This is a genomic window from Streptomyces sp. NPDC001732 (genome assembly GCF_053596315.1).
In genome coordinates, this window is the sequence record NZ_JBSFFY010000061.1 from 5,571 (window position 1) to 25,240 (window position 19,670).

A 19,670-nucleotide genomic window follows, 5' to 3' on the forward strand; every position below is an offset into this window, starting at 1 on the left:
GGTGGGCGGCCGCTCGGTCGCCGTCACCGGCAGCCTCGATGCCACGGTGCGGGTGTGGGACCTGGCCACCGGCCAGCAGATCGGCGAACCCCTGACGGGCCATACCGACGGGGTGTGTGCGGTGGCGACGGCGGTGGTGGGCGGCCGCTCGGTCGCCGTCACCGGCAGCCTCGATGCCACGGTGCGGGTGTGGGACCTGGCCACCGGCCAGCAGATCGGCGAACCCCTGACCGGTCACACCACCAGGGTGTGTGTGGTGGCGACGGCGGCGGTGGACAGCTGCCCGGTAGCCGTCACCGGCAGCGACGATGGGACGGTGCGGGTGTGGGATTTGGTCTCCGGCCAGCCCATTGGTGAGCCGCTGGCCGGTCACACCAGCGGGGTGTTGGCGGTGGCGACGGCGGTGGTGGACGGCCGCCCGGTAGCCGTCACCGGCAGCCTCGATGCCACGGTGCGGGTGTGGGACCTGGCCACCGGCCAGCAGGCCGCCCCCGCCCTGTCGTTCCCCGTACCTGTCCACGCGGTGGCGATGGCGCCGGGCGGAGAGCTGCTGGTCGGCTTCGGCTGGGAACTCGCCTACTTGTCCCCCCGCTGACCGCACACACCGTACCGGGCCTGCCCGAAACAGATGCCGCCGTGCCGTTCGGCTGCTCCGGCGGTTGTGACCGCCTGGCACCGGACCGGACAGCCCACGTCACCGTCGGCGGGAACATATCGGTCCGGCGGCGCGCTGGCCCGTAATCTGCCGAACAGGACGGCAAGGCGGCGAGGACGGGCCCGCCCAGGCGAGCGCACGTACCCCCGCCGCAACCCCGCACCACGCGGCAGCCAGGGGAAGCGGTACAGGCGCCCCGCCACGCCGCCGGGTGCGTTGAACCACGAGTCCGATCCCCACTCCCTTCGCGCCAGCGGCTGCCGCTCGCCCGTACGACGAAACCACCAGCGCCGCGATCACCACACCGCGCGGCGCCCCGCCCGCGGTCTTCCAGATCCCGCCGACCGTTTCCAGGGCCTCGGTGCGCCACTGGTGGGTGTGGTGGAGGACGAGTACGGGCTGGGTACGGCGGGCGAGTACGCCGTCGACGTGGCGGAGAGCCTCTTCGGTATGCGGGGGCCGGGCCCACCGTTCCTGGTGGAGCCCGGTCCACAACGCGTCCACGAGGGTCTTGGTGGAGTAGGGGGCGACCGCGACGACGTCGACGATGTCGTGCTCGCCGAGGTCGACGAGCACGGTGCGAACGGCCCGTATGACGTCGGCCGCGTCGTCGCCGGTCACCGTCATCAGCGCCCTGGCCTCGATCACGGAGACCATCTGGTCCCGCAACCCCGGCCCGGCGGGGCTCTCTGCCGAGAGCGTGCCCATGGGGGCTTCCTTCCTCACGGCATCGGTGCGGCTCCAGCCCACCAAGGCCACCACACCAGCAGGAGCAACCCCCCCAAAAAGCAGACCGAGATACTCGCACGTGTGGTAACAGCCCGTGCAGGGCCCGCGGACCTCCAACTCAGCGTGGTGGCCGACGGCGCGTACGGAGGTGGCCAGCTCCAGCTTGAGCAGGGTGGTGCACGAGGCGCTGGGGGAGGCCGCACAGGAGCTCCTCACCGACCTGATTGAATCAGTTCGGCCTCGACCCCCAGCTGTAGACGGCCCTCGGCCAGCACCGGTCGGGCCACCAGCCGACGCGGCAGCGCACCGCTGCCGCGGACTCCCGTTCGCTGTCCCGCACCAGAAAGCAGACCTCGCCCGTGTTCCAGGAGACCCCGATCTACACCCGCCTTGTCGTTGAGCAGGGCGATGTCCCCGCCCAGGTCCGCGGCGAGGCTCAGCGGGTACTACGCGACCTGGAGCGGGTCATGCCGCCCGGGCGCCGCCCTGCCCCCGCTGTGCAGTCGCAGACCGCCCCTTCCTTTTGGCCAGGCGACTTGAGTTCATGAGCGCGCAGACGGGCGTTCCTGCCTCGCACGGACGGTCCGGGTGGAGGGCGGGTACGCGCTGCCCGCCGACCGGCTAGTCAGCCTCACCTGACCGGGAGGTGCGCGCGGCTCGCACGCTCTGCTCCAAGGCCGCAAGCAGGTCGGCGGCCGGCTGGGGTACCGGCAGCGTCTCAACTTCGCCGCGCGCGACCTTGGCGGCCACCAGCTGCTCCAGCGCGTGACCGTATTCGTCGTGCAGTTCCCGCATCTCAATCCCGGTCAACTCAGACAGCAGCATTTCGGCGAGCTGAAGCTCTTGGTCCGTCACCGGGGTCGATGGAGCCAGGTCGCCGGGATCGCGCAGCTCGTCCTGCCACAGCAGGGTCTGGCACACCAGTACGCCGTGTCTCGGCCGCAGCACCGCCAGCCGCTCGCGGCGGCCAATGGCGATCTTGCAGAGGCCCACGTACCCGGTGCGTGCCAGGACCTCCGTCAACAGCACGTACGGGCGGTCCGCAGCCGGCCCGTCCGGCGTGGCGTAGTAGGCCCGTCCGTAGCTGATCGGGTCGATGTCCGTCCCCGGAACGAAACCAAGGACCTCGGCTACGTGCCGAGTCGGCAACGGCAGATGATCCAGGTCCTCGTCCGTCAGCGGCACCAGCCGCCCATCCGGCAGCTCGAATGCCCGGCCCACGTTCTCATGAGAGACCTCCTCGCCCCCGTCTTCCAGCTCGCACACGCGTTTATGACGGATCCGGCTGGAATCGACGGAATGAACCTCACTGAGCCTGGCCTTGTGCTCCTCGGTGGCCGAGTACAGACGTGCAGGCAGCACCACCATCCCGAAGGAAATCACCCCCTTCCAGACCGATCGTGCGGGCACCCTGCCATCCATACCCCCAGCCTCTACCGACCAGCACAGGCGCGTACAGCGGACTACTCCACGCCAGACACGAGCAGCCCACCCAGCGGCGACCTGACACCTACCAGGCGTCTTCGTAGCGGTGACCATCCCGACTGCGATTGTCTCTGCGCCTGTGATTGCCGCTGATGGACCGGATGGGCGGCCGGTCTCGGGGGAACATGGTCGTCACCATCCACAATGTTGTGCCGACGTTCGCCGATCACATAGCCCGCCACGACCCGGACTTCCCGAAGCTGCCCACAACCGTCCGCACAGCATGGACGACCGCCGCTATGGCGCCACAGCCCACGGATAACCGGGCCGTACGATGGTGGCGCGACCGCACCGGCCGCACCCCCGCCGACTGAACACCCCGCACAGCCGGTCTCTGTGTCGAACTGGCAAGGTCGTGCTGCCGCTTCTTTCAATTACGCCGCGACGAACCAGCAGCGTTCGGTCTCGTTCACGAGCGGAATCGGACCGACCCGCCCGGCTCACGCCCCAGACCCTGGTCCTGGCCGGGGCGCGGCAGCTCAAGCAGGTGAGGACCAACCCTGCGGACCGGCTCAGGCTCGACGGGCAGAGAGTTGCCGAAGCCGGGAGAGGCGACCAGCACGATGTCGTAGCCGCCCATGGAGTCCCCCGCGCCCGGACGGGCAAGGAGCTCGCCGAGGTCCCGGTCCGATGCCTCGCCGAAGACGCCCGGCGCGGGCTTCACGGAGGTCTTCCCTGCACCTCCCCGTTCCACCTGCAGCTTCACGCTGCGCGCAGCGAGGGCCAACGCCGCCTCCCGGCGGCCGCCGCCCCGGACCCCGGGGGCCGGTTCCTCCGAGGGCGGGGGAGAGTTCCTGGGCGGCCGAAGTGGCCGTACCGCAGGACGGGTTGATGCCCCGCGGTCTACGATCGCGTCATGACGATCGCCCGGGAGGCCTCCGCCAGGCTGCGCTTCTTGTCGCTGGAGATCACCGGCCGGTGCCAGCTCTCCTGCCCGTCGCTGTGCTACGCCGGCTCGGGGCCGACGCGGGGCCACGGCAGCATGAGCGATGGCGACTGGTTGCGCACCATCGACCAGGCCGTCGCTCTCGGAGCCGAGGAGGTCCAGCTGATCGGCGGCGAGCCGACGCTCCACCTCGGCTTCACCTTGATCGCCCAGCACGCGCTGGACGCGGGCCTGCGGGTCCGGGTCTACAGCAACCTCTTCCGTATCCGCGACGAGCACTGGCGGCTGCTGGAACAGCCCGGTGTCCGGCTCGCGACGACGTACCACAGCAGCGTTCCGGCCGAGCACGACGAGGTAACCGGCCGCCCCGGCTCGCACCGGGCGACGCGCGCCAACATCGTCGAGGCCCTCGGACGCGGCATCGCGCTGAACGTCGCCGTCCTCGACACCGGCGACCCGGAGCGCGCCGAGCGGGCCCGGACGGAGCTGCAGGCCCTCGGCGTCCGCGACGTGCACGTCGGGAGCGTGCGGGCCGTCGGCAACGCCGCGGGCACCGCGCTGCCGTCCACCGCCGACCTGTGCGGGCGCTGCGGGGACCAGCGGGCCACGGTCCTGCCCGGCGGCGATGTGGCGGTCTGCGAGATCGGACGCTTCCTGACCGCGGGCAGCGTCCTGGACGCCGGCCTGGCCCCGGTCCTGTCCGGCCCGCGCTGGGCCGAGGCGAGCGCGAGCATCCCGCGCCGGACGGGCCCGACGGCCTGCCACCCCGACTGCCAGCCCTCCAACTCCGACTCCTGCGACCCCGGCAAGAACGACCCCTGCGACCCCATGGGCTACGCACCCGCGATGACGGGACCGCCCGCGGGCACTGTGCCCGCGCACCTCTGAAAGAGGGTCCCTGCTGATGGAATGGACGCCGGCGGGCTGGGACGCCCATGCCGCGAGGATGGCCGATGCGACCGTACGGCCCGAGTCCCGCTGGCACGGTCCCCTGGCCGCCGTGCCCCGGCACCTGTTCGTGCCCCGGTGGTGGACGCCGGGCGAGCAGGACGGCACGTGGGTCTACGAACTGTGCGACGGCGCCGGCGACCCCGACACGTGGATGAGCAGCGCCTACGACAACAGCCTCAGCGTGATCACCCGCGTCGGCCCCCACCACGCCGACCACGCCGCACCCGGAACCGTCGTCCCGGAAACGTGGCCGACCTCGTCGGCCACGCTGCCCGCGCTGGTCGTGAAGATGTACCAGCACGCCTTCCTCGCCGACGACTCCCGCCTCCTGGTGACCTGCGGCAGCGGATACGGGACCGCCCTGGCGTGCCGGCGCCTGGGCGACGAGCACGTCACGAGCGTGGACGTGGACCCATACCTCGTCCACGCCGCGCGGGACCGCCTGGCCGCGACGGGGCACCGGCCGCACCTGGAGGTCTGCGACGTGACGGGCGAACTGCCCGGCGTCTACGACCGCATCGTCTCCACCGTTTCGGTACCGGCCATCCCCGTCTCCTGGCTCAAAGCGCTCACCCCCGGCGGGCGGATGGTGACCACCCTGTCCAAAACCGGGCTGCTCATCGTCGCGGACAAGACCGCCGACGGCGGCGCCACCGGCAGGGTCGCCCCCGAACCCGCCGGCTTCATGACCACCCGCCACGACGACGACTACCCCTCCGCTCCCGACAACACCGATCGGTGGGCCACCGCGCGGAAAGCGGACGGCGAGAGCGTCACCACCGGCCGCTACCCGGTGATGCGAGTGAGCAGCACCTGGGACGTGCGCTCCACCCTCGAACTCACCGTTCCCGGCATCGAGCACCGCATGGATGTGGCCAAGGACGGCACTCGCACCGCCTGCATGCTGCACCCGGACGGCTCCTGGGCCCGGGCCACGGCCCCCGGGGCGCGGGAACTGCCCACCGTCCACCAGAGCGGCCCCCGCCGACTGTGGGACGAGCTGGATCGCATCCGCACCTGGCTCGTCATCGACGGCGATCTGCCCATCTCCGGGGCAGCGGTACGCATCGACCCGGACGGCGCCTGCCACTTCACCCGCAGCGGCTGGTCGGCAACCATCAGCACACGGTGAACCGCCGCGCGAGACCATGCCTCCACGCACCCTTCCCGCGCACCCTCACCATCCGGCCGTGCCCGCCGCCCGCGCGCCCGGCCCGTCCCGCGGGCCCATCGAGCGGGCGGATTCCCGTGGCGCAACGTACTCAGACGAGGAGGGCGTGAGCGCAAGTCGGCTTCTACCTGGCCGTCATGGACCGCTCGTTGGTGCGACGACGACTGCAACGTCGGCATGACGAGGATGGGCTTTGGCCGGACGGCCCGCACCGTCGGCCAGTGCGTTCCGCCGACAGCTTCCGACCCGTAGGACCTCAATGCCCTCCAGCAGAGCAGTCAGCCCGCAGCGTGGGAGCTGCTCCTCGCCCGGGTCCCAAGCTGACCCGCCGAGCGCCGGTTCCCCGGAGGCCGGTCGCCGCAGGACGTCGCCATGTGACCTCGTAAGCGTGTCAGGGGCGAGGCTGGTGTCTCGTCTATGTCCTCGTCCTGTTGTCGCAGCTTCCTGAGGATGCCGCGAATGCGGGTGGCGGCTTGTTCTGTTGCTCTCTCGGCAGCTTCCTCTGCCAGAATCTGCTGCTGTGTGGCACGGCCGAGGCTGGTGAAGTAGTCGGCGGTTTCGGCCACTATGCCGTTCTCGGCTCCGGTGCGGTTATGCGCAGCGGTCGCGTTGACGGCCGAGATGAGTATGGCCGGGGGGAGGTGCTCGATGGGGCTGACGGCAATACATCCGGAGCGGGGACGTCTGGATGCGACGGTGAAGGACCTCGGCTGCGGCTGGGCATGGGAGGCTGTTCACCGTGTCCGGCCGCCGGCCGACCTGAGGTGCCCGGAGTGCACGCACGGCCTGCGGGCCAAGGTGTCACCGCGAGGGCTGAGATTCTTCGCGCATCTCCCCGGGGCCCAGGCCTGCGCGCTGGCCGAGGAGTCGATGGCACACCATCTCCTCAAGCTGGAACTGGCGACCGCCGCCCGGGGCGCAGGCTGGACCGCCGGCCTGGAGGTGAGCGGCCCCGGCCGCTCCTGGCGCGCCGACGTCCTCGCCTCGGCCGGCGACCGCCGCATTGCACTGGAGGCTCAGCTCGCGCCCATCACCCCGGACCATATACGAGACCGTACGCAGCGCATGGCAGCGGACGGGGTCTTCTCGGTGTGGTTCTCAGATCGTCCCCGGCCACCCTGGCTGGGCGTTGTCCCCTCGGTGCGCCTGGCGGCGGGTGAGGACGGCCTAGCCGCAGTCGAGGGCCTGGCCCGGTTCGCTCATCCCTCGTGGCGGCCGCAAGACCCTGTCTCGATCGTGCAGTTCATGGATTGGCTGTTCACCAACCAGATCCTCTCCCACCGACCGCGGGCGGCCATGACGCACACGGCGCGGCCTCTGGCGGCGGTGTGGACCACCGAGGCACACATCCGCGCAGAGAAGTCCTACACGGACTGGCAGGAGCAGCAGAAACGCCAGGCAGCCGAGAGCGCGAGGCGGGAGGAAGAACGATGGCGGCTTCGTGCTGAACTGCGGGCCGCGCGCGAGCGCGACGAGAAGGAACTCCGCCGCGACGAACAGCAGCGACAAGAGGCCGAGGAACGCCGACAGTGGGCACGCCAGGCCGCCCGCTCCATCGAGCTCATTGCGAGAACAGATCCCACCCGCCCTGCCCTGGCGCGGCACTCGGCCATGCTGCCCGGCATCCAGCGAGCCATCGCCCGCCTCACCCAGGAGCACCGGGTGCCCGTGAGCGTCGGCTGCAGCGTCGGCGACAGCCGCTATGCCAGCGGGGTCCCCCTCGTGGACGACGACGGAACCCTCCTCGGTGTTTTTGACCCATTGCCAGCGCACTCCACCGCATGTGTGTTCCTGCGAGACGTCGGCGTCCGCCTGATCTTTCCGGCCGAGGAACGCCGCGCTCGCTGCATCAGTCTCCTGAGACAGGAACTGCCGGTCCTGGACTATCGGACAGCCGTCGTCTGACCCTGTGACTCCCGGACGCCCGGGCCATGTACATCGCTCAGACCCGCCCGGCGCCACCCTCGTGCTCTACACAGACGGACCTATCGAACGCCGCGACCAGGACATCGACACCGGACTGGCCCGCCTCATCCAGAACCCCACCCGGCACGGCCATCTCGGCCCCGAACCCCTGGCCGACGCCCTCCTCACCGACCTCCCACCACATAAGGACGGCTTAGACGACGACATCGCCCGCGTCGTCGTCCAACTCTGAGGCTCCGGGTGTGGGTGGTTGATGCACAAGGAAGAGCCGGGGAAGGGCTGTTGGTTCAGCGCCGAGTGACAGCGAATCCGCTGTCGTGCAGGGCTGCCGTCCACACGTCGCGGTCGTACCACTTGTCCACATCAGGCATCAGCCGGCGGATCTCGTTCATCCTGGCCGCCCAGTCATGACCAGCTGCCGTACGGCTGCCCTCGCAGCCGGTGCACCCGTCCTCGCCGTGGATGTGGCCGGCCATCCATGCATTGACTGCGACGTTGAGGAGCACGGCGTAGAGATCGCCACCGTTCTCGGCCAGGGAGTCGGGAACCCCTGCAAGGATCACAGCGAGTTCGGGGTTGCCGAGCGGAGGCAGGGGGGCCTGCCCGATCCCTTCCTGGCCGCTTTCGTTCTTCTGCTCCCGCTGAGCGGCGATGGACTTGGCAAGCCCTGCCGCGCTGAAGTACCGCCAGGCCGACCGCACCTGGATGCCCATCTGAGTTGCCACTGCGGTGACGTTCCGCTCAATGGTGTCGGCCACGGTCCCCGGACGGGCGGTGACGCCCAGTCGTGCCAGTTCAGCAAGGGTGTCGGCCACGGCGCTCTGGAATTGCTTGGTGTTCCTCACCGTCCAGATCCTAGGGGCCGCGACACGCGGATGTGCTGGCGATGGCCGACATTCCTTCGCACGTGGGGCAGACCTCTGGCGGTGACAGAGATCGCTTGGAGCGCCCCGCAACAGCCACCGTCCCCAGCACGCAGACCCCGCCTGGAAAATTCGGCAATACGAGATCACCAAGAGGCCCGGTAGGCCGCCAATTGGCCTTGGTAGTAAGCGCATTGGTCCAGGCTCAAGCGGCGCACCGCGTAGCCGCAGCAGGAATGGCACCAGCGGTCGGCGGACCGGTCCGCGTACATCATTTCTTTGAAGATGTCGGCGAGGCTGTCGTACCCGCCGGGGGAATGCCGCACGGGCTCGGGCAGCAAGGGGACGAAGTCGGCGAGGGTGAGGATCTCGTGCTGCTCGCCGACGGACTCGGCGTAGCGGCAGCCCACACCGTGGGGGCGGCCCTTGTAGCGGCCGTGCGGATTGGTGGCGTAGACCTGCACGTCCCCGAGTGGCCCGAGCTCCATGGACCCCTCCCGGAACGGGGACAGATCCAGGATGTGATCGTCCCAGCTGTGGGAGCGGTGGCGGGCGAACAGGGCGTCCCGGTCGCGCGAGCGTTGCTCGGCCGGAAGGGGCCGCAGGTCGGTGAGGGGCGTGAGCGAGTACCAGTCCGAGATCAGCCACCTCTCCTGTGCGGCCCGGGTCAGACCGGCACTCAGACAGGGCTCGTTGCCGCAGTCGCACTCATGGCCGGGCCCGGCGTCCTCATTGAGGGTGAACGCAGGCCATCGCGGATCCGGCCCTGGCACGGTGCGCGGCTGAGGCAGGGCACCACGGTTGCCGATCACGACCATTTGCTCCGCAGCGTTGTCGGCTCGGCAGGTGGCGTACGTGCGGACCTTGATGCCGGCCTTCCGGGCCGCAGCCCGCGCAGCGGACCGCACCGCTTCGGCTCCGCCGAACTCGCCGGCCGAACGCATCCAGCCGCAGGAGGGTCGGTGCCGGGGGGCGCGATGAAGGCGTCGGTCCAGGTTCCCATGCCCTTGTTGTAGCAACGGGCCACGGTCCGCCGCGACCGTCTGTCCTGCTGCGACACAACGGTGGTGTAGGTATCTCGCCCCGCACGGTTGAGTAACGCCTCATGGTGCACGGGTACGGCTACTCATGCGGCACACAACGTCGACACCTACCGTCACACGCATGTCCAAGAGCCCTGTACGCAGAACACGAGTGTCCAAACGGTCCGTCCTGTATGCCGTTATAGGGCTTGCGACGGTGGCGCTGCTGGCTGCCACAGTGGTGGCGGGAAACGCCGTGTGGAACGGCGCGCCGTACCCTTCAGTCGACCCCGACGCGGTCGCGCAACGGCTCAAGTCACGGTCCGACGAGGTATACGACGGCTTCGCGTTGCCTGAGAAGTACGCAGCAAACGCCAGCAGGTTCGATACCGGCGCCTGCTACTACCGTGGGCTGAGGGGTATCGCCCACATCGACAGGGGACGACGCGACGTCCGCAGCTTCGGTCTCGACTGGAGCATGCCCGGCGTCCCCGAAGCCGCGGCCCGGGACGCGCAGCGGCGCGTGCGCCAGCAACTGGTACGGAAGGGCTGGAAACTCACCCACGAAGGCGACCGTGTAGGAGCGAACCTTCGCGAACTGGGCTTCCGATTTGAGGACCCGGAAGGCGGCGACCAGATCGACGTGCGGTGGAACGATTCGACCACAACCCTGTTCATCAGCGTCTACGCGCCCTGCGGGCAGGTCCCGGACAGCTTCGTGGACTACGACTGGGCCGAGGCGGACTGGCACCCAAAAGAGCAACCTGCCGGGACCTGAAAAGGGTCCTCCCGCCCTTGAGGACGAGAAGCGATTCACCCGGCCGGATTCACCGGCCAGGCGTCCGGAATCAGGGGCAGCTTCACCCTCCAGCTGGGACAAGCAGTGGACGGTGATCCACGACAACCAGCGCATCCCGGCCGACCGGCGCCTCTACCTGACCGCGACCCCGTACGAGTGGGAAGCCCCGCGCCTGACCGAGGCCCCCGATACACGGCCCCAGCCGAAGCGGACCGCGGCCACCGCACCCGCGTGGGAGGCCCCGTCCCTGATCGCGTCGATGGACGATCCGAAGGTCTTTGGCCCGCGCCTGCACACCTACTCCCACGCGGACGCTGTGAATGTGTGGGGTGGTGTCAGCGGGTTGGGCGACAGCAGGTTTTGAAGGGGCGGTGGCTTGCTGAACAGCGCGTTCGTCGTTGGACGCTGTTGAGTCGTGGCTGGCGCGGGATGACCATTTCGCTGTCATGGAGTGAGGATTCTGCCTAGCACACCCGTGGTCCGGCTGACACGAGGATGAACATTCCTGTGTTCTTGGTCGGGGCAGGGGAGTGTGCTGGTGGGCATGACCGCTGAAACACCGTCGCCATCACCGTTACCGCCCCCGCTGTCATTGGCCTCGGAGGGAGCCGAGAGATCGGTGGTGGCTTCCCGGTCGCGGGACCGGGCACTGATGCGGTCTGTGGTGGTACGTCGTCTTCTCACGCTGGACGAGACCGGGACGCTGCAGACGGTGCATGTCCGTATCGTCGCCGAGACGACGGGAGTGCATGTCCGCACGGTGTGGCGCTGGCTCGCGGACGCGAAGGAGTCCGGCCGGGCAGAACCCGTACCGCGGCGTGGGGTGTTCGCTCTTGATGACGTGTTGTGGGCCCGGCTCGGGGAGCTGGCCGGGAACGTGAAGGCCCTGCACCGGTGGATGGGCGAGCACGCCGAAGAGGTGCTTGCCGGTCTGGGACGGGACAGGCTGCCGTCGTTGACGACACTGCATGATGCGGTGCGCCGGGAGTACCGTGCGGGCCGAATTTTGGACTTGCTGGTCCATTTTTGGAGGCCTACTTTGCTGCCATTCCCAACGACGCTCCCGCTCCCACAGAGAGGTGTCACTCATGCACGCGATCCGCATCGAGGAACACGGCGGCCCCGAGGTCATGCACTGGACCGAGCTGCCGGACCCGTCACCGGGCCCAGGCGAAGCGCTGGTGAGGCTGGGCGCCGCCGGGGTGAACTACATGGACGTCGGTGCCCGCACACAGGGCGGCCCGGGCTGGGCGGCGCCCGCTATCCTCGGCGCCGAGGGGATGGGCTACGTCACCGCTCTCGGCACAGGGGTGCGAAACCTGGCCGTCGGCGACCGGGTGGCCTGGTTCTACCACCCGGGCAGCTACGCCGAGTTGCTCACCGTTCCGGAGGACTCGCTGGTCAAGGTGCCCGACGGCGTCAGCGACGAGACGGCCGCCGCCGTGATGATGCAAGGCCTGACCGCCAGCCACCTGAGCACCGAGACCTACCCGATCGGCCCGGGCGACACCGCCGTGGTGCACGCGGCGGCGGGCGGGGTGGGACTGCTGCTCACACAGATGGTCAAGGCCCGTGGCGGCCGTGTGATCGGCCTGGTTTCCCGCGAGGAGAAGGCGCCCGTCGCGAAGGAGGCCGGCGCCGACCACGTGCTGGTCCACTCCGGCGGCGGCTTCGAGGAGCGGATCAGGGAGCTGACCGGCGGACGGAGGGCCGACGTCGTCTACGACGGCGGCGGCACAGGGACGTTTCACTCCTCCCAGCTCGCCCTGCGCCCGCACGGAGTCCACGCCTACTACGGCCCTTTCATGGGCGTCCCGACACTGCGGCCGACCGATCTGCCCAACAGCATCCTGCTGACCTATCCGGTGGTACACCACCACGTCGCCACCCGCGAGGCCCTGCTCCGGCGCACCGGCGAGGTGTTCGACCTGGTCCTGGACGGGCGGCTCGCCCCGCGCGTCACCGGCCGCTATCCCCTCGCCGACGCCGCCCGGGCCCATGCGGACCTTGAGTCACGCAGGACCACTGGCAAGCTGCTCCTCCTGCCCTGACTGGCTGCGATTCGGCCCGGCCACGCTCTCCCGGGCCCCGATCCGCTTCAATGGGGCACGACAGCTCGCACCAGGAGGACACGTGCCGTTGACCCACAAGGGCGCCGCGACCAGGCAGCGAATCGTCGAGGGAGCCGCCGAGCAGATCCGGGAACAGGGCGTGTTCTCGCTGCGGCTCGAGGACGTCATGGCCCGCACGGCGACCAGCAAGAGCCAGCTCTTCCACTACTTCCCCGGCGGGAAGGACGAACTGCTCCTCGCCGTGGCCCGGCAGGAGGCGGCCTGGGTGATCGAGGACCAGCAGCCGGAGCTGAGCTCCCTCAGCTCCTGGGCCGCCTGGTACCAGTGGCGCGACAAGGTCGTCGCCCGCTACCGCCGACAGGGCGGGGACTGCCCCCTGCACGTGGCCCTCTCCCAGCTGGGTACTGCCACCGACGCCACGCGGACTGTGGCCGGTGAACTGCTCGGCCAATGGCAGCAGCAGCTCGCCGCGGGCATCCGCCAGATGCAGGACAGCGGAGAGATCGCCCCCGAACTGGATGCCGACCGTGAGGCCGCAGCCCTGCTGGCCGGCATCCAGGGCGGCGTGCTGATCCTCCTGTCCACTGGCCGCATCGCCCACCTGGAGGCCGCCCTCGACCTGGGCATCGCCCACCTGCGCGCCCCCAGACACCGGGACTGTTGAGAACGAACCAACCGTAGGGACCGACCGAACTGTTCAGGGGCCGCAGCACGTACCAGGGCGGCACCCGACAGGTCCAAGTCGCCAGACGTACGTTTGCAGGATCGCCCCTTCTGCCTACTACGCCCACCCCGGCGTCCGCGCCCGGCGAGGCCGGGCCTGCCCTGGATGCGGTGTCGTTGTCCGCTCTGCGGGCCCCGGCCGTACGGCATCTGCTCACGCTGCGCGCCGAGCGCCGTCTCACCCGTGCGCACGTGCACACCACCGCGCAGTGCCTCAACGTCTCCGATCGCACCGTGTGGCGCTGGCTGGCCGAGGCCACCACCACACCCGCCACCACCGCCGCTCCTGGCGCCCGCCGTACCGGCCGTTTCGAGATCACCGCCGAGCTGCGGGTGCTGCTGGCGTACTGGCACGGCAACGCCTCCGCGGTCCACCGCGAGCTCCTCGCCCGCGCCCGCCAAGCCCCCACTCCAGCCACCCCACCCGTCCCACCGGCAGACACAGACACAGACGCCTCCGCCGACGCCTCCGCCTCTGGCCCGGCCGCGCCATCACCCCGCCCACCCCGCAGCGCACTCCCGGGCGGCGCCCCGCTCGCGGCTGTTCCACTGCTGGACCCGGTCCCGTCACTGGCGACGTTCCTGCGCGCCGTGCGCCGGGACCTGACCGCGGGGGAGAGGACCGGCTACCGCCACGGCCACCAGGCCGCCCGCGCCCACGACGTGTTCGCCACACGCCCGCGAACGTGGCGCAACGAGGTATGGGAGGCCGACCACGTCCAGGCCCCGCTCCGCGTGGACGCCGACGGCACCCTCGTCCACCCCCACGTCACCTGGTTCATCGACTGCGCGACCAAGGCCATCACCGGCCTCGCCGTCACCCCCGGCACCCCAACCCGCGCCTCGGTCCTGGCCGCACTGCGCTCCGCGATCGTGCCCACCGCCCCCTACGGCCCCTTCGGCGGGCTCCCCGCCCACGTGCGCTTCGACCGCGGCCGAGACTTCCTCTCCCGCACCGTCACCGCTGCCCTGACCACCCTGGACTCGGACATCACCGTCCTGCCGCCCTACAGCCCGCACCTCAAGGGCAGCATCGAGAACCTCAACCACTGCGCCACCACGATGCTGTTCGCCGCCCTGCCCGGCTACACCCCCACACCCCGCAAACCCCCCAAACAACCCCCGCGCAAGCGTCCCGACCCGCCTCCCGCCGGGCCGCCCATGACGTTCCAGGCCTTCACCACAGAACTCCTGTCCTGGGCGACCTGGTGGAACACCGAACACCACCCCGAGAGCCTGCACGGGGCCACCCCCCTGCAAGCCTGGCAGACCGACCCCACCCCACTGCGAGAGATTCCTGCCGCAGACCTGTGGTCCTTCACCCTCGAAGACGACGCACGCACCCGCACCCTCACCAGCCACGGCCTCAAGTTCCGCAACCGCTCCTACCTCGCCGACTGGATGACCGGACAGGCCGGCCGCAAGGTCACCGTGCGCTTCATGCCCCACCACACCCACGAGATCGAAGTCTGCGACCCCCACGGCCACCACCTCGGCACCGCCCACCTCGCCGACCAGGCCACCGACGAACAACTCACCGCCCTGCGCCACGCCCGCAACACACGCGCCCGACGCCTGCGCGCCGACGCAAAGGCCGCCGAACGACTCCGCCACGAACGCTTCGCCCCCGCCACCACCCCCACCCCCGCGCTGCGCCTGAACACGATCACCGCCACCGAAGCCGCCCGGGAACTGTCCCGCTACGAGGAAGCCGACCTCACAGCGCTGGCACTGCCCGACCTGATCCCGCCCGCACCACCATCCGCCGACTGGGCCACCCCCGACAGCCTCAAAACCCGCACCCGACCCCCCACCCCCAACCCCGCATCCACCCCCGAACACCACGACAAGGAGGCCACCCCATGACCCGCCTGCCACCCACACCCACCGACCAGTACGTATCCCTGCCCGACGCCCGCCTGGTCACCACCAAAGCCCTGCTCACCGCCCGGGAGAACCTCACCGACACCATCAACGCCCGCGCCATGATGTGCATCCACGGCGGCGCCGGCTTCGGCAAAACCGTCGCCGTCACCAGCTGCCTACGCGAACTCCAAACCAGCGAAGACATCCGCCGCATCACCTTCCACGCCCGCACCACCACCCGCGCCGTACGCCACGAACTGCACACCGCCCTCGAACTGCCAGGCCAGCCCCCGCGCTACGCCACCGAGTTCGACCACCTCCTCAAAGCAACCCTCGCCGCCCACCCGCGTACCCTCGTCCTGGACGAAGCACAGTGGCTCTCCAGCGACCAACTGGAGTACATCCGCTACCTCTGGGACGACCCCTACGCCCAGCTCGCCGTCATCTTCGTCGGCGGCGAAGGCTGCCACGCCACCCTCCGCAAAGAACCGATGCTGTCCTCCCGCATCTTCATCTGGCAGCGCTTCACCCGCCTCACCACCGACGAAGTCCTCGAGACCATCCCCCTCTACCACCCGATCTGGGCCGACGCCGACCCCGAAGACATCACCTACGCCGACAGCCGCGCCGCCCACGGCAACTTCCGCAACTGGGCCCGCCTCACCGCCCACACCCTCACCGCCCTGAACCGCACCGGCCGCCCCCGCGTCGACCAAGAAGTCCTCCGCTGGGCCTTCAGCCGCCTCGGATCAGGCACATAACCCCCACTCGCCTCTACCAGCGCATGCCGAGTTGGTCGAGGTCCGTACGGCGCTGCTCGGGGAGTTTCGCGGCGCGTTTGCGGACGTTGTCGAGCCAGGTACCGAGTTTGACCACCACGGGCCCGTCAGTGCCGTCCTGACGGCCTGACAGTGCGTTCTCCGTCTCCAGGTGCTCGGCGTGCTTGCGGGGGACTCTCAGGTGTCCTTCCCGGGCGTGGAACTGCCGCGCCGCCGCGAGGTTGAGCGCCCACTTCGCGTCCTGAGTCAGCTTCACCGGCCGCTCCTCCTGGGCCGGTGTGATCTTGAGGGTGTTCTCCAGCAGCCACTGCTGCACGGGTAGCAGCTGCTCCCACCCGAGCCGCTGCGCGTTCACCCACCGTCCGAGGTCCTCGCCCTGCACGACGACATCGCCCGCAGCCTCCGGGAGCGTCCCGCCGGCCTGGGTGTGGTTCTGGACGAGGCGGTAGCAGCGCTGCCACCCGGTGTCCCACACCGGGCACCACCCCGGATCGATCGCGTCCAGCTCATCCCGCCGAGCCTGGGTCATCGCTTCGGCCTCGGCGCCGGGTCGGACCCGACGGGCTCTGTGCTTGGCATAAGGGACGGTTCTCCTGTCGTGCCCTCTCAGGCTAACCCCGCAGAACGGGATGTCTCACCCAAGGCTGACAGAGAGGGGAGTGGGTCAAAGAGCGTGGCTGCTCGCCGCAGGTCAGCCATATCCGTTGTTTCTGCGGCTTTGACCTCACACTGATCGGGCCACGTGCAAGGGTGGTGGCCATGCCGCAGCTGGTTCGCACCTCCGGCCCTTCAGATTCACGCTCGGGCTTGCCCAGACAAACTTCACGGCATGCCTGCAGACAGGCGCCCCGGCTCTGTGGCACGCCTTGACGGCGGACAAGGTGACGTTCTGCGGCATCCCTCAGCACCAAGTGACGGTCTATCGGCATCTGTTCGTCGCGAAGAATTCCGGGACGTGCTCGGACTGCCGGGCGAAGGCAGTCGACGCCTCGTCCGGTCCCTAAAGTACCTGTTTGTGATCCCTGCTCGGTGGCCGTGCCCCTGGACCACTCGGGCTTCGTCTCCCTGAACGGGCAAAAGAGCTGCAGCTGGTGGACAACAATCAGATTGAGGCGGAGTCACGTGTCCGGACAGCGCCCAGTGCGAGGTCCACGTTCCACCGGCCTGGCCGGACCCGGGCGCGTTCCTGCGCGAGGCCGCCCCCTGGTTCGCCCTCGACGGGCGGCGGATACGCCTCGCGGCTGTTCCGACATCATGATGTGAGCCCGAGGATTTGGAACGGGCGTTCTGGTCGTCGTGCTGGGGGTGGGGGGCGTAGAAATACGTAACTTGCTACTGCTGTTCGCGGCGATCGTTGTCAAGTCTCTGAGAAGGGGAACCAGTTGGATACGATCTCGACCATGTCTGAGCCCCACAACGATCAGTTGGCAACCGGGAGCGTCGAGGCGAGCGCGCTCGCGTCTGCCGTGTACCAGGCGTCTGCGCATCTGCATCGCGACGCGGAACCGGGCGTGCGACGGCAGCTGTTGGCCTTGGACGCGGCGCGCTACGGGGATCGGGAGTTGGCTCAGCGCTTCGCCGCAGGCGAGGGGGAGGGGGAACCCGGTTCCGCGTGGCACGTGCAGTGGGCTACGGGTTCGCAGGTGGCGCCTCGACTGTGTGCCGTTATCGAGGGCCAAGGCAGTATGTCGTGGACGGAAGCGGTGGCGACGGGGCCGGCGGGAGACCGCCCGATCGTGGCCGTCGCCGGTCTGGACGGCCAGGTGTCGGTATGGGACCTGACGACCTACGAGCACCTTGGTGAGGTGCGGGTTGCGGAGGGCGGCGACGTGCTCGCTGTGGGAACGGCGGTTGTGCAGGGCCGTTCCGTCCTGGTCACCGGCGACGAGGCAGGCCGCGTGCTGGTGTGGGACCTGGCCACGTTCGAGCAGGTCGGCGAGCCGTTGACCGGCCACAACGACGGTGTCACGGCCGTGGTCACAGCCGAGGTGGACGGCCGCCCGGTCGTCGTCAGCGGCAGCTTGGACGGCACAGTGCGGGCGTGGGACCTTGCCGTCGGCGAGTGCGTGCTCAGTCTTTCGGCTGGGGACGCGGTGTTCGCGATGGCAACGGCGGTGGTGGCGGGGCGCGCGGTGGCCGTCACCGCTCCCAGCGGCTTCGATGCCACGTTGCGAGTGTGGGACCTGGCCACCGGTAGGCAGGTCGGCAAGCCCATGATCGGCCACAAGCACCAGGTCGGACGGATGGTGTCCGCTGTGATCGAGGGCCGTCCTCATCTGGTGACCGGCAGTATGGACGGCACCGCACGGGTGTGGGATCTGACCACCTGCGAGCAGGTCGGTGAGGCGCTAAAGGACTGCGATGATCACATGGTCGCCGTGGGGGTGGTGGCGGTGAACGGGCAAACCCTGGTTCTTGCTGGCGGTGGGGAGCCCGTGGTGCGGGTGTGGGATCTGGCCGATCGCCGCCCGGTGGAAAGGCTCGTGGCTGAGCACGTCCCCCGGGTTGCGGCGATGGCGACGGCGGTGGTCCGCGGCCGGCCCCACGTGGTGACCGTGGACTTCATGGGCACGCTACGGGTGTGGGACTTGAGCAGCGACCGGTTGGTCGGCACGCCTGTCGTCGGCCACACCGACAACGTGTACGCGATGGCGACCGCCGTGCTGGACGGCCGCCCGGTCGTCGTCACCGGCGGCGTGGACCAGACGGTGCGGGTCTGGGACACGGACACCGGCCTTCCGGTCGGTGAACCCCTGATCGGCCACCACGGCCCGGTGTGGGGGCTGACGGTCTGCGTGCTCGACGGCCGCCCAGTCGCGGTCAGCACCAGCAGCTACCATCGCATCGACATCCGGGTGTGGGATCTGGCCACCGGGAAGGAAGTCGGCGAGTCCATCGTCGACCGCACCGATCCGGAGCCGGCCGCACCGGATCCCAACCTCCCGCCCTGGCTCGACCTCCCTCAGGGCCCTCACAGCCTCACCACTGTACGAACGCTGTCAGAGGTGGTGATCGACGGCCGTCCCCACATCGTGACCGGCGGCGACGACGGCAAGCTGCGGGTCTGGAACCTGACCACGCGGGAACAGGTCGGCGACGCGCTGAAGGGCCACACGGGCCGGGTGCGTGCCGTGGCGACGACGGTCGTGGACGGCAGCCTGGTCGCCGTCAGCGGCAGCTACGACGGCACCGTGCGCGTGTGGGACCTCGCCACCGGCCGGCAGATCGGGCAGCCGATGACCGGCCACACCAAAGCGGTGCGTGCCGTGGCGACGACGGTGCTGGACGGCCGTCCGGTCGCGGTCACTGGCAGCAGCGACGGCACGGTGCGGGTATGGAACTTGACCACCCAGGAGCAGGTCAGCGCTGTTCTGACCGGCGACGCATACCCGATACGTACGGTGGCGACCGTGGTGCTGGACGGCCGCCCGATCGCCGTCGCCGGCAGCGGAACCGCCAACGTTACCGACTGGGACGCCGACAAGGAACTGATCGATCTCGACGACGAATATATCGACGTTGGCACGGTACGCCTGTGGGACCTCACCACCATGCAGCCGTTCTGCCCGGATCTGGTTACCCCGGCGGGCGTCAAAGCAGTCGCCATGACTTCGGACGGCCGGCTGGCCGTGGGCTTCGGCCACGAGGTCGCAGTGCTGGGCCCACTGTGAACGACGTTCTGGCCACCGTTCACGACATCGACTGGGCTCAGCATTGCAGAGCTTGGGCTGGCTACCCTTGAC

Annotated in this window: 17 protein-coding genes and 1 pseudogene; 12 read left to right on the forward strand and 6 right to left on the reverse strand. The window is 69.6% G+C overall.

The features are described from left to right. Positions 1–595, forward strand: a pseudogene (locus ACWCXX_RS33485) (hypothetical protein); the annotation flags it as partial. 99 nt (positions 596–694) lie between these two features. On the opposite strand, the gene ACWCXX_RS33490 reads toward ACWCXX_RS33485, so the two are convergent. From ACWCXX_RS33490 to ACWCXX_RS33500, 3 genes are all read right to left on the reverse strand, one after another. Continuing rightward, positions 695–1,363, reverse strand: a complete 669-nt coding sequence (locus tag ACWCXX_RS33490; RefSeq protein WP_451133889.1) for a hypothetical protein — start codon at positions 1,361–1,363, stop codon at positions 695–697. Between the two features lie 642 nt (positions 1,364–2,005). Then, positions 2,006–2,806, reverse strand: coding sequence for a non-homologous end joining protein Ku (gene ku / locus ACWCXX_RS33495; protein WP_451133891.1), 801 nt, complete (start codon positions 2,804–2,806; stop codon positions 2,006–2,008). Between the two features lie 472 nt (positions 2,807–3,278). Continuing rightward, positions 3,279–3,533, reverse strand: a complete 255-nt coding sequence (locus ACWCXX_RS33500; RefSeq protein WP_451133893.1) for a hypothetical protein — start codon at positions 3,531–3,533, stop codon at positions 3,279–3,281. 192 nt (positions 3,534–3,725) lie between these two features. On the opposite strand from ACWCXX_RS33500, the gene ACWCXX_RS33505 reads away from it, so the two are divergent. From ACWCXX_RS33505 to ACWCXX_RS33520, 4 genes are all read left to right on the forward strand, one after another. Further along, on the forward strand, positions 3,726–4,643 hold the full coding sequence (locus ACWCXX_RS33505; protein ID WP_451133895.1) for a radical SAM protein: 918 nt from the start codon (positions 3,726–3,728) through the stop codon (positions 4,641–4,643). A 16-nt stretch (positions 4,644–4,659) separates the two neighbouring features. Continuing rightward, on the forward strand, positions 4,660–5,838 hold the full coding sequence (locus ACWCXX_RS33510) for a methyltransferase domain-containing protein (protein ID WP_451133897.1): 1,179 nt from the start codon (positions 4,660–4,662) through the stop codon (positions 5,836–5,838). A 909-nt stretch (positions 5,839–6,747) separates the two neighbouring features. Further along, the gene (locus tag ACWCXX_RS33515; protein ID WP_451133899.1) at positions 6,748–7,782 is read left to right on the forward strand and encodes a competence protein CoiA family protein; all 1,035 of its coding nucleotides are present in this window, start codon (positions 6,748–6,750) and stop codon (positions 7,780–7,782) included. Positions 7,783–7,786: 4 nt separating this feature from the next. Next, complete coding sequence (locus ACWCXX_RS33520; RefSeq protein WP_388671342.1) at positions 7,787–8,035, forward strand: SpoIIE family protein phosphatase; 249 nt, start codon at positions 7,787–7,789, stop codon at positions 8,033–8,035. 55 nt (positions 8,036–8,090) lie between these two features. Here ACWCXX_RS33520 and ACWCXX_RS33525 read toward each other — a convergent pair whose 3' ends face one another. Together ACWCXX_RS33525 and ACWCXX_RS33530 are read right to left on the reverse strand one after the other, a co-directional pair. After that, positions 8,091–8,648 carry a hypothetical protein gene (locus ACWCXX_RS33525; RefSeq protein ID WP_451133902.1) on the reverse strand — a complete coding sequence of 186 codons (558 nt, stop codon included), beginning with the start codon at positions 8,646–8,648 and terminating at the stop codon, positions 8,091–8,093. 164 nt (positions 8,649–8,812) lie between these two features. Then, positions 8,813–9,574, reverse strand: coding sequence for a hypothetical protein (locus ACWCXX_RS33530; protein WP_451133904.1), 762 nt, complete (start codon positions 9,572–9,574; stop codon positions 8,813–8,815). A gap of 256 nt (positions 9,575–9,830) precedes the next feature. Between ACWCXX_RS33530 and ACWCXX_RS33535 the strand changes: the two genes are divergently transcribed. From ACWCXX_RS33535 to ACWCXX_RS33560, 6 genes are all read left to right on the forward strand, one after another. Continuing rightward, positions 9,831–10,466 (forward strand): hypothetical protein, encoded by a 636-nt coding sequence (locus tag ACWCXX_RS33535; RefSeq protein WP_451133905.1) that lies wholly within the window; start codon positions 9,831–9,833, stop codon positions 10,464–10,466. A 112-nt stretch (positions 10,467–10,578) separates the two neighbouring features. Beyond that, on the forward strand, positions 10,579–10,851 hold the full coding sequence (locus ACWCXX_RS33540) for a hypothetical protein (RefSeq protein WP_451133907.1): 273 nt from the start codon (positions 10,579–10,581) through the stop codon (positions 10,849–10,851). Positions 10,852–11,575: 724 nt separating this feature from the next. Continuing rightward, positions 11,576–12,538 (forward strand): quinone oxidoreductase family protein, encoded by a 963-nt coding sequence (locus ACWCXX_RS33545; RefSeq protein ID WP_451133909.1) that lies wholly within the window; start codon positions 11,576–11,578, stop codon positions 12,536–12,538. An 82-nt stretch (positions 12,539–12,620) separates the two neighbouring features. Beyond that, positions 12,621–13,223, forward strand: a complete 603-nt coding sequence (locus tag ACWCXX_RS33550; protein WP_451133911.1) for a TetR/AcrR family transcriptional regulator — start codon at positions 12,621–12,623, stop codon at positions 13,221–13,223. Positions 13,224–13,393: 170 nt separating this feature from the next. Continuing rightward, the gene (locus ACWCXX_RS33555; RefSeq protein ID WP_451133913.1) at positions 13,394–15,148 is read left to right on the forward strand and encodes a transposase; all 1,755 of its coding nucleotides are present in this window, start codon (positions 13,394–13,396) and stop codon (positions 15,146–15,148) included. Next, positions 15,145–15,909: an AAA family ATPase gene (locus tag ACWCXX_RS33560; RefSeq protein WP_451133915.1), complete on the forward strand. Its 765-nt coding sequence runs from the start codon at positions 15,145–15,147 to the stop codon at positions 15,907–15,909. The genes ACWCXX_RS33555 and ACWCXX_RS33560 overlap by 4 nt, the downstream gene beginning before the upstream one ends. 13 nt (positions 15,910–15,922) lie before the next feature. On the opposite strand, the gene ACWCXX_RS33565 is transcribed toward ACWCXX_RS33560, so the two are convergent. Then, on the reverse strand, positions 15,923–16,456 hold the full coding sequence (locus ACWCXX_RS33565) for a helicase associated domain-containing protein (RefSeq protein WP_451133917.1): 534 nt from the start codon (positions 16,454–16,456) through the stop codon (positions 15,923–15,925). A gap of 871 nt (positions 16,457–17,327) precedes the next feature. Between ACWCXX_RS33565 and ACWCXX_RS33570 the strand changes: the two genes are divergently transcribed. Beyond that, positions 17,328–19,598 (forward strand): hypothetical protein, encoded by a 2,271-nt coding sequence (locus ACWCXX_RS33570; RefSeq protein WP_451133919.1) that lies wholly within the window; start codon positions 17,328–17,330, stop codon positions 19,596–19,598. Positions 19,599–19,670: the final 72 nt, after the last annotated feature.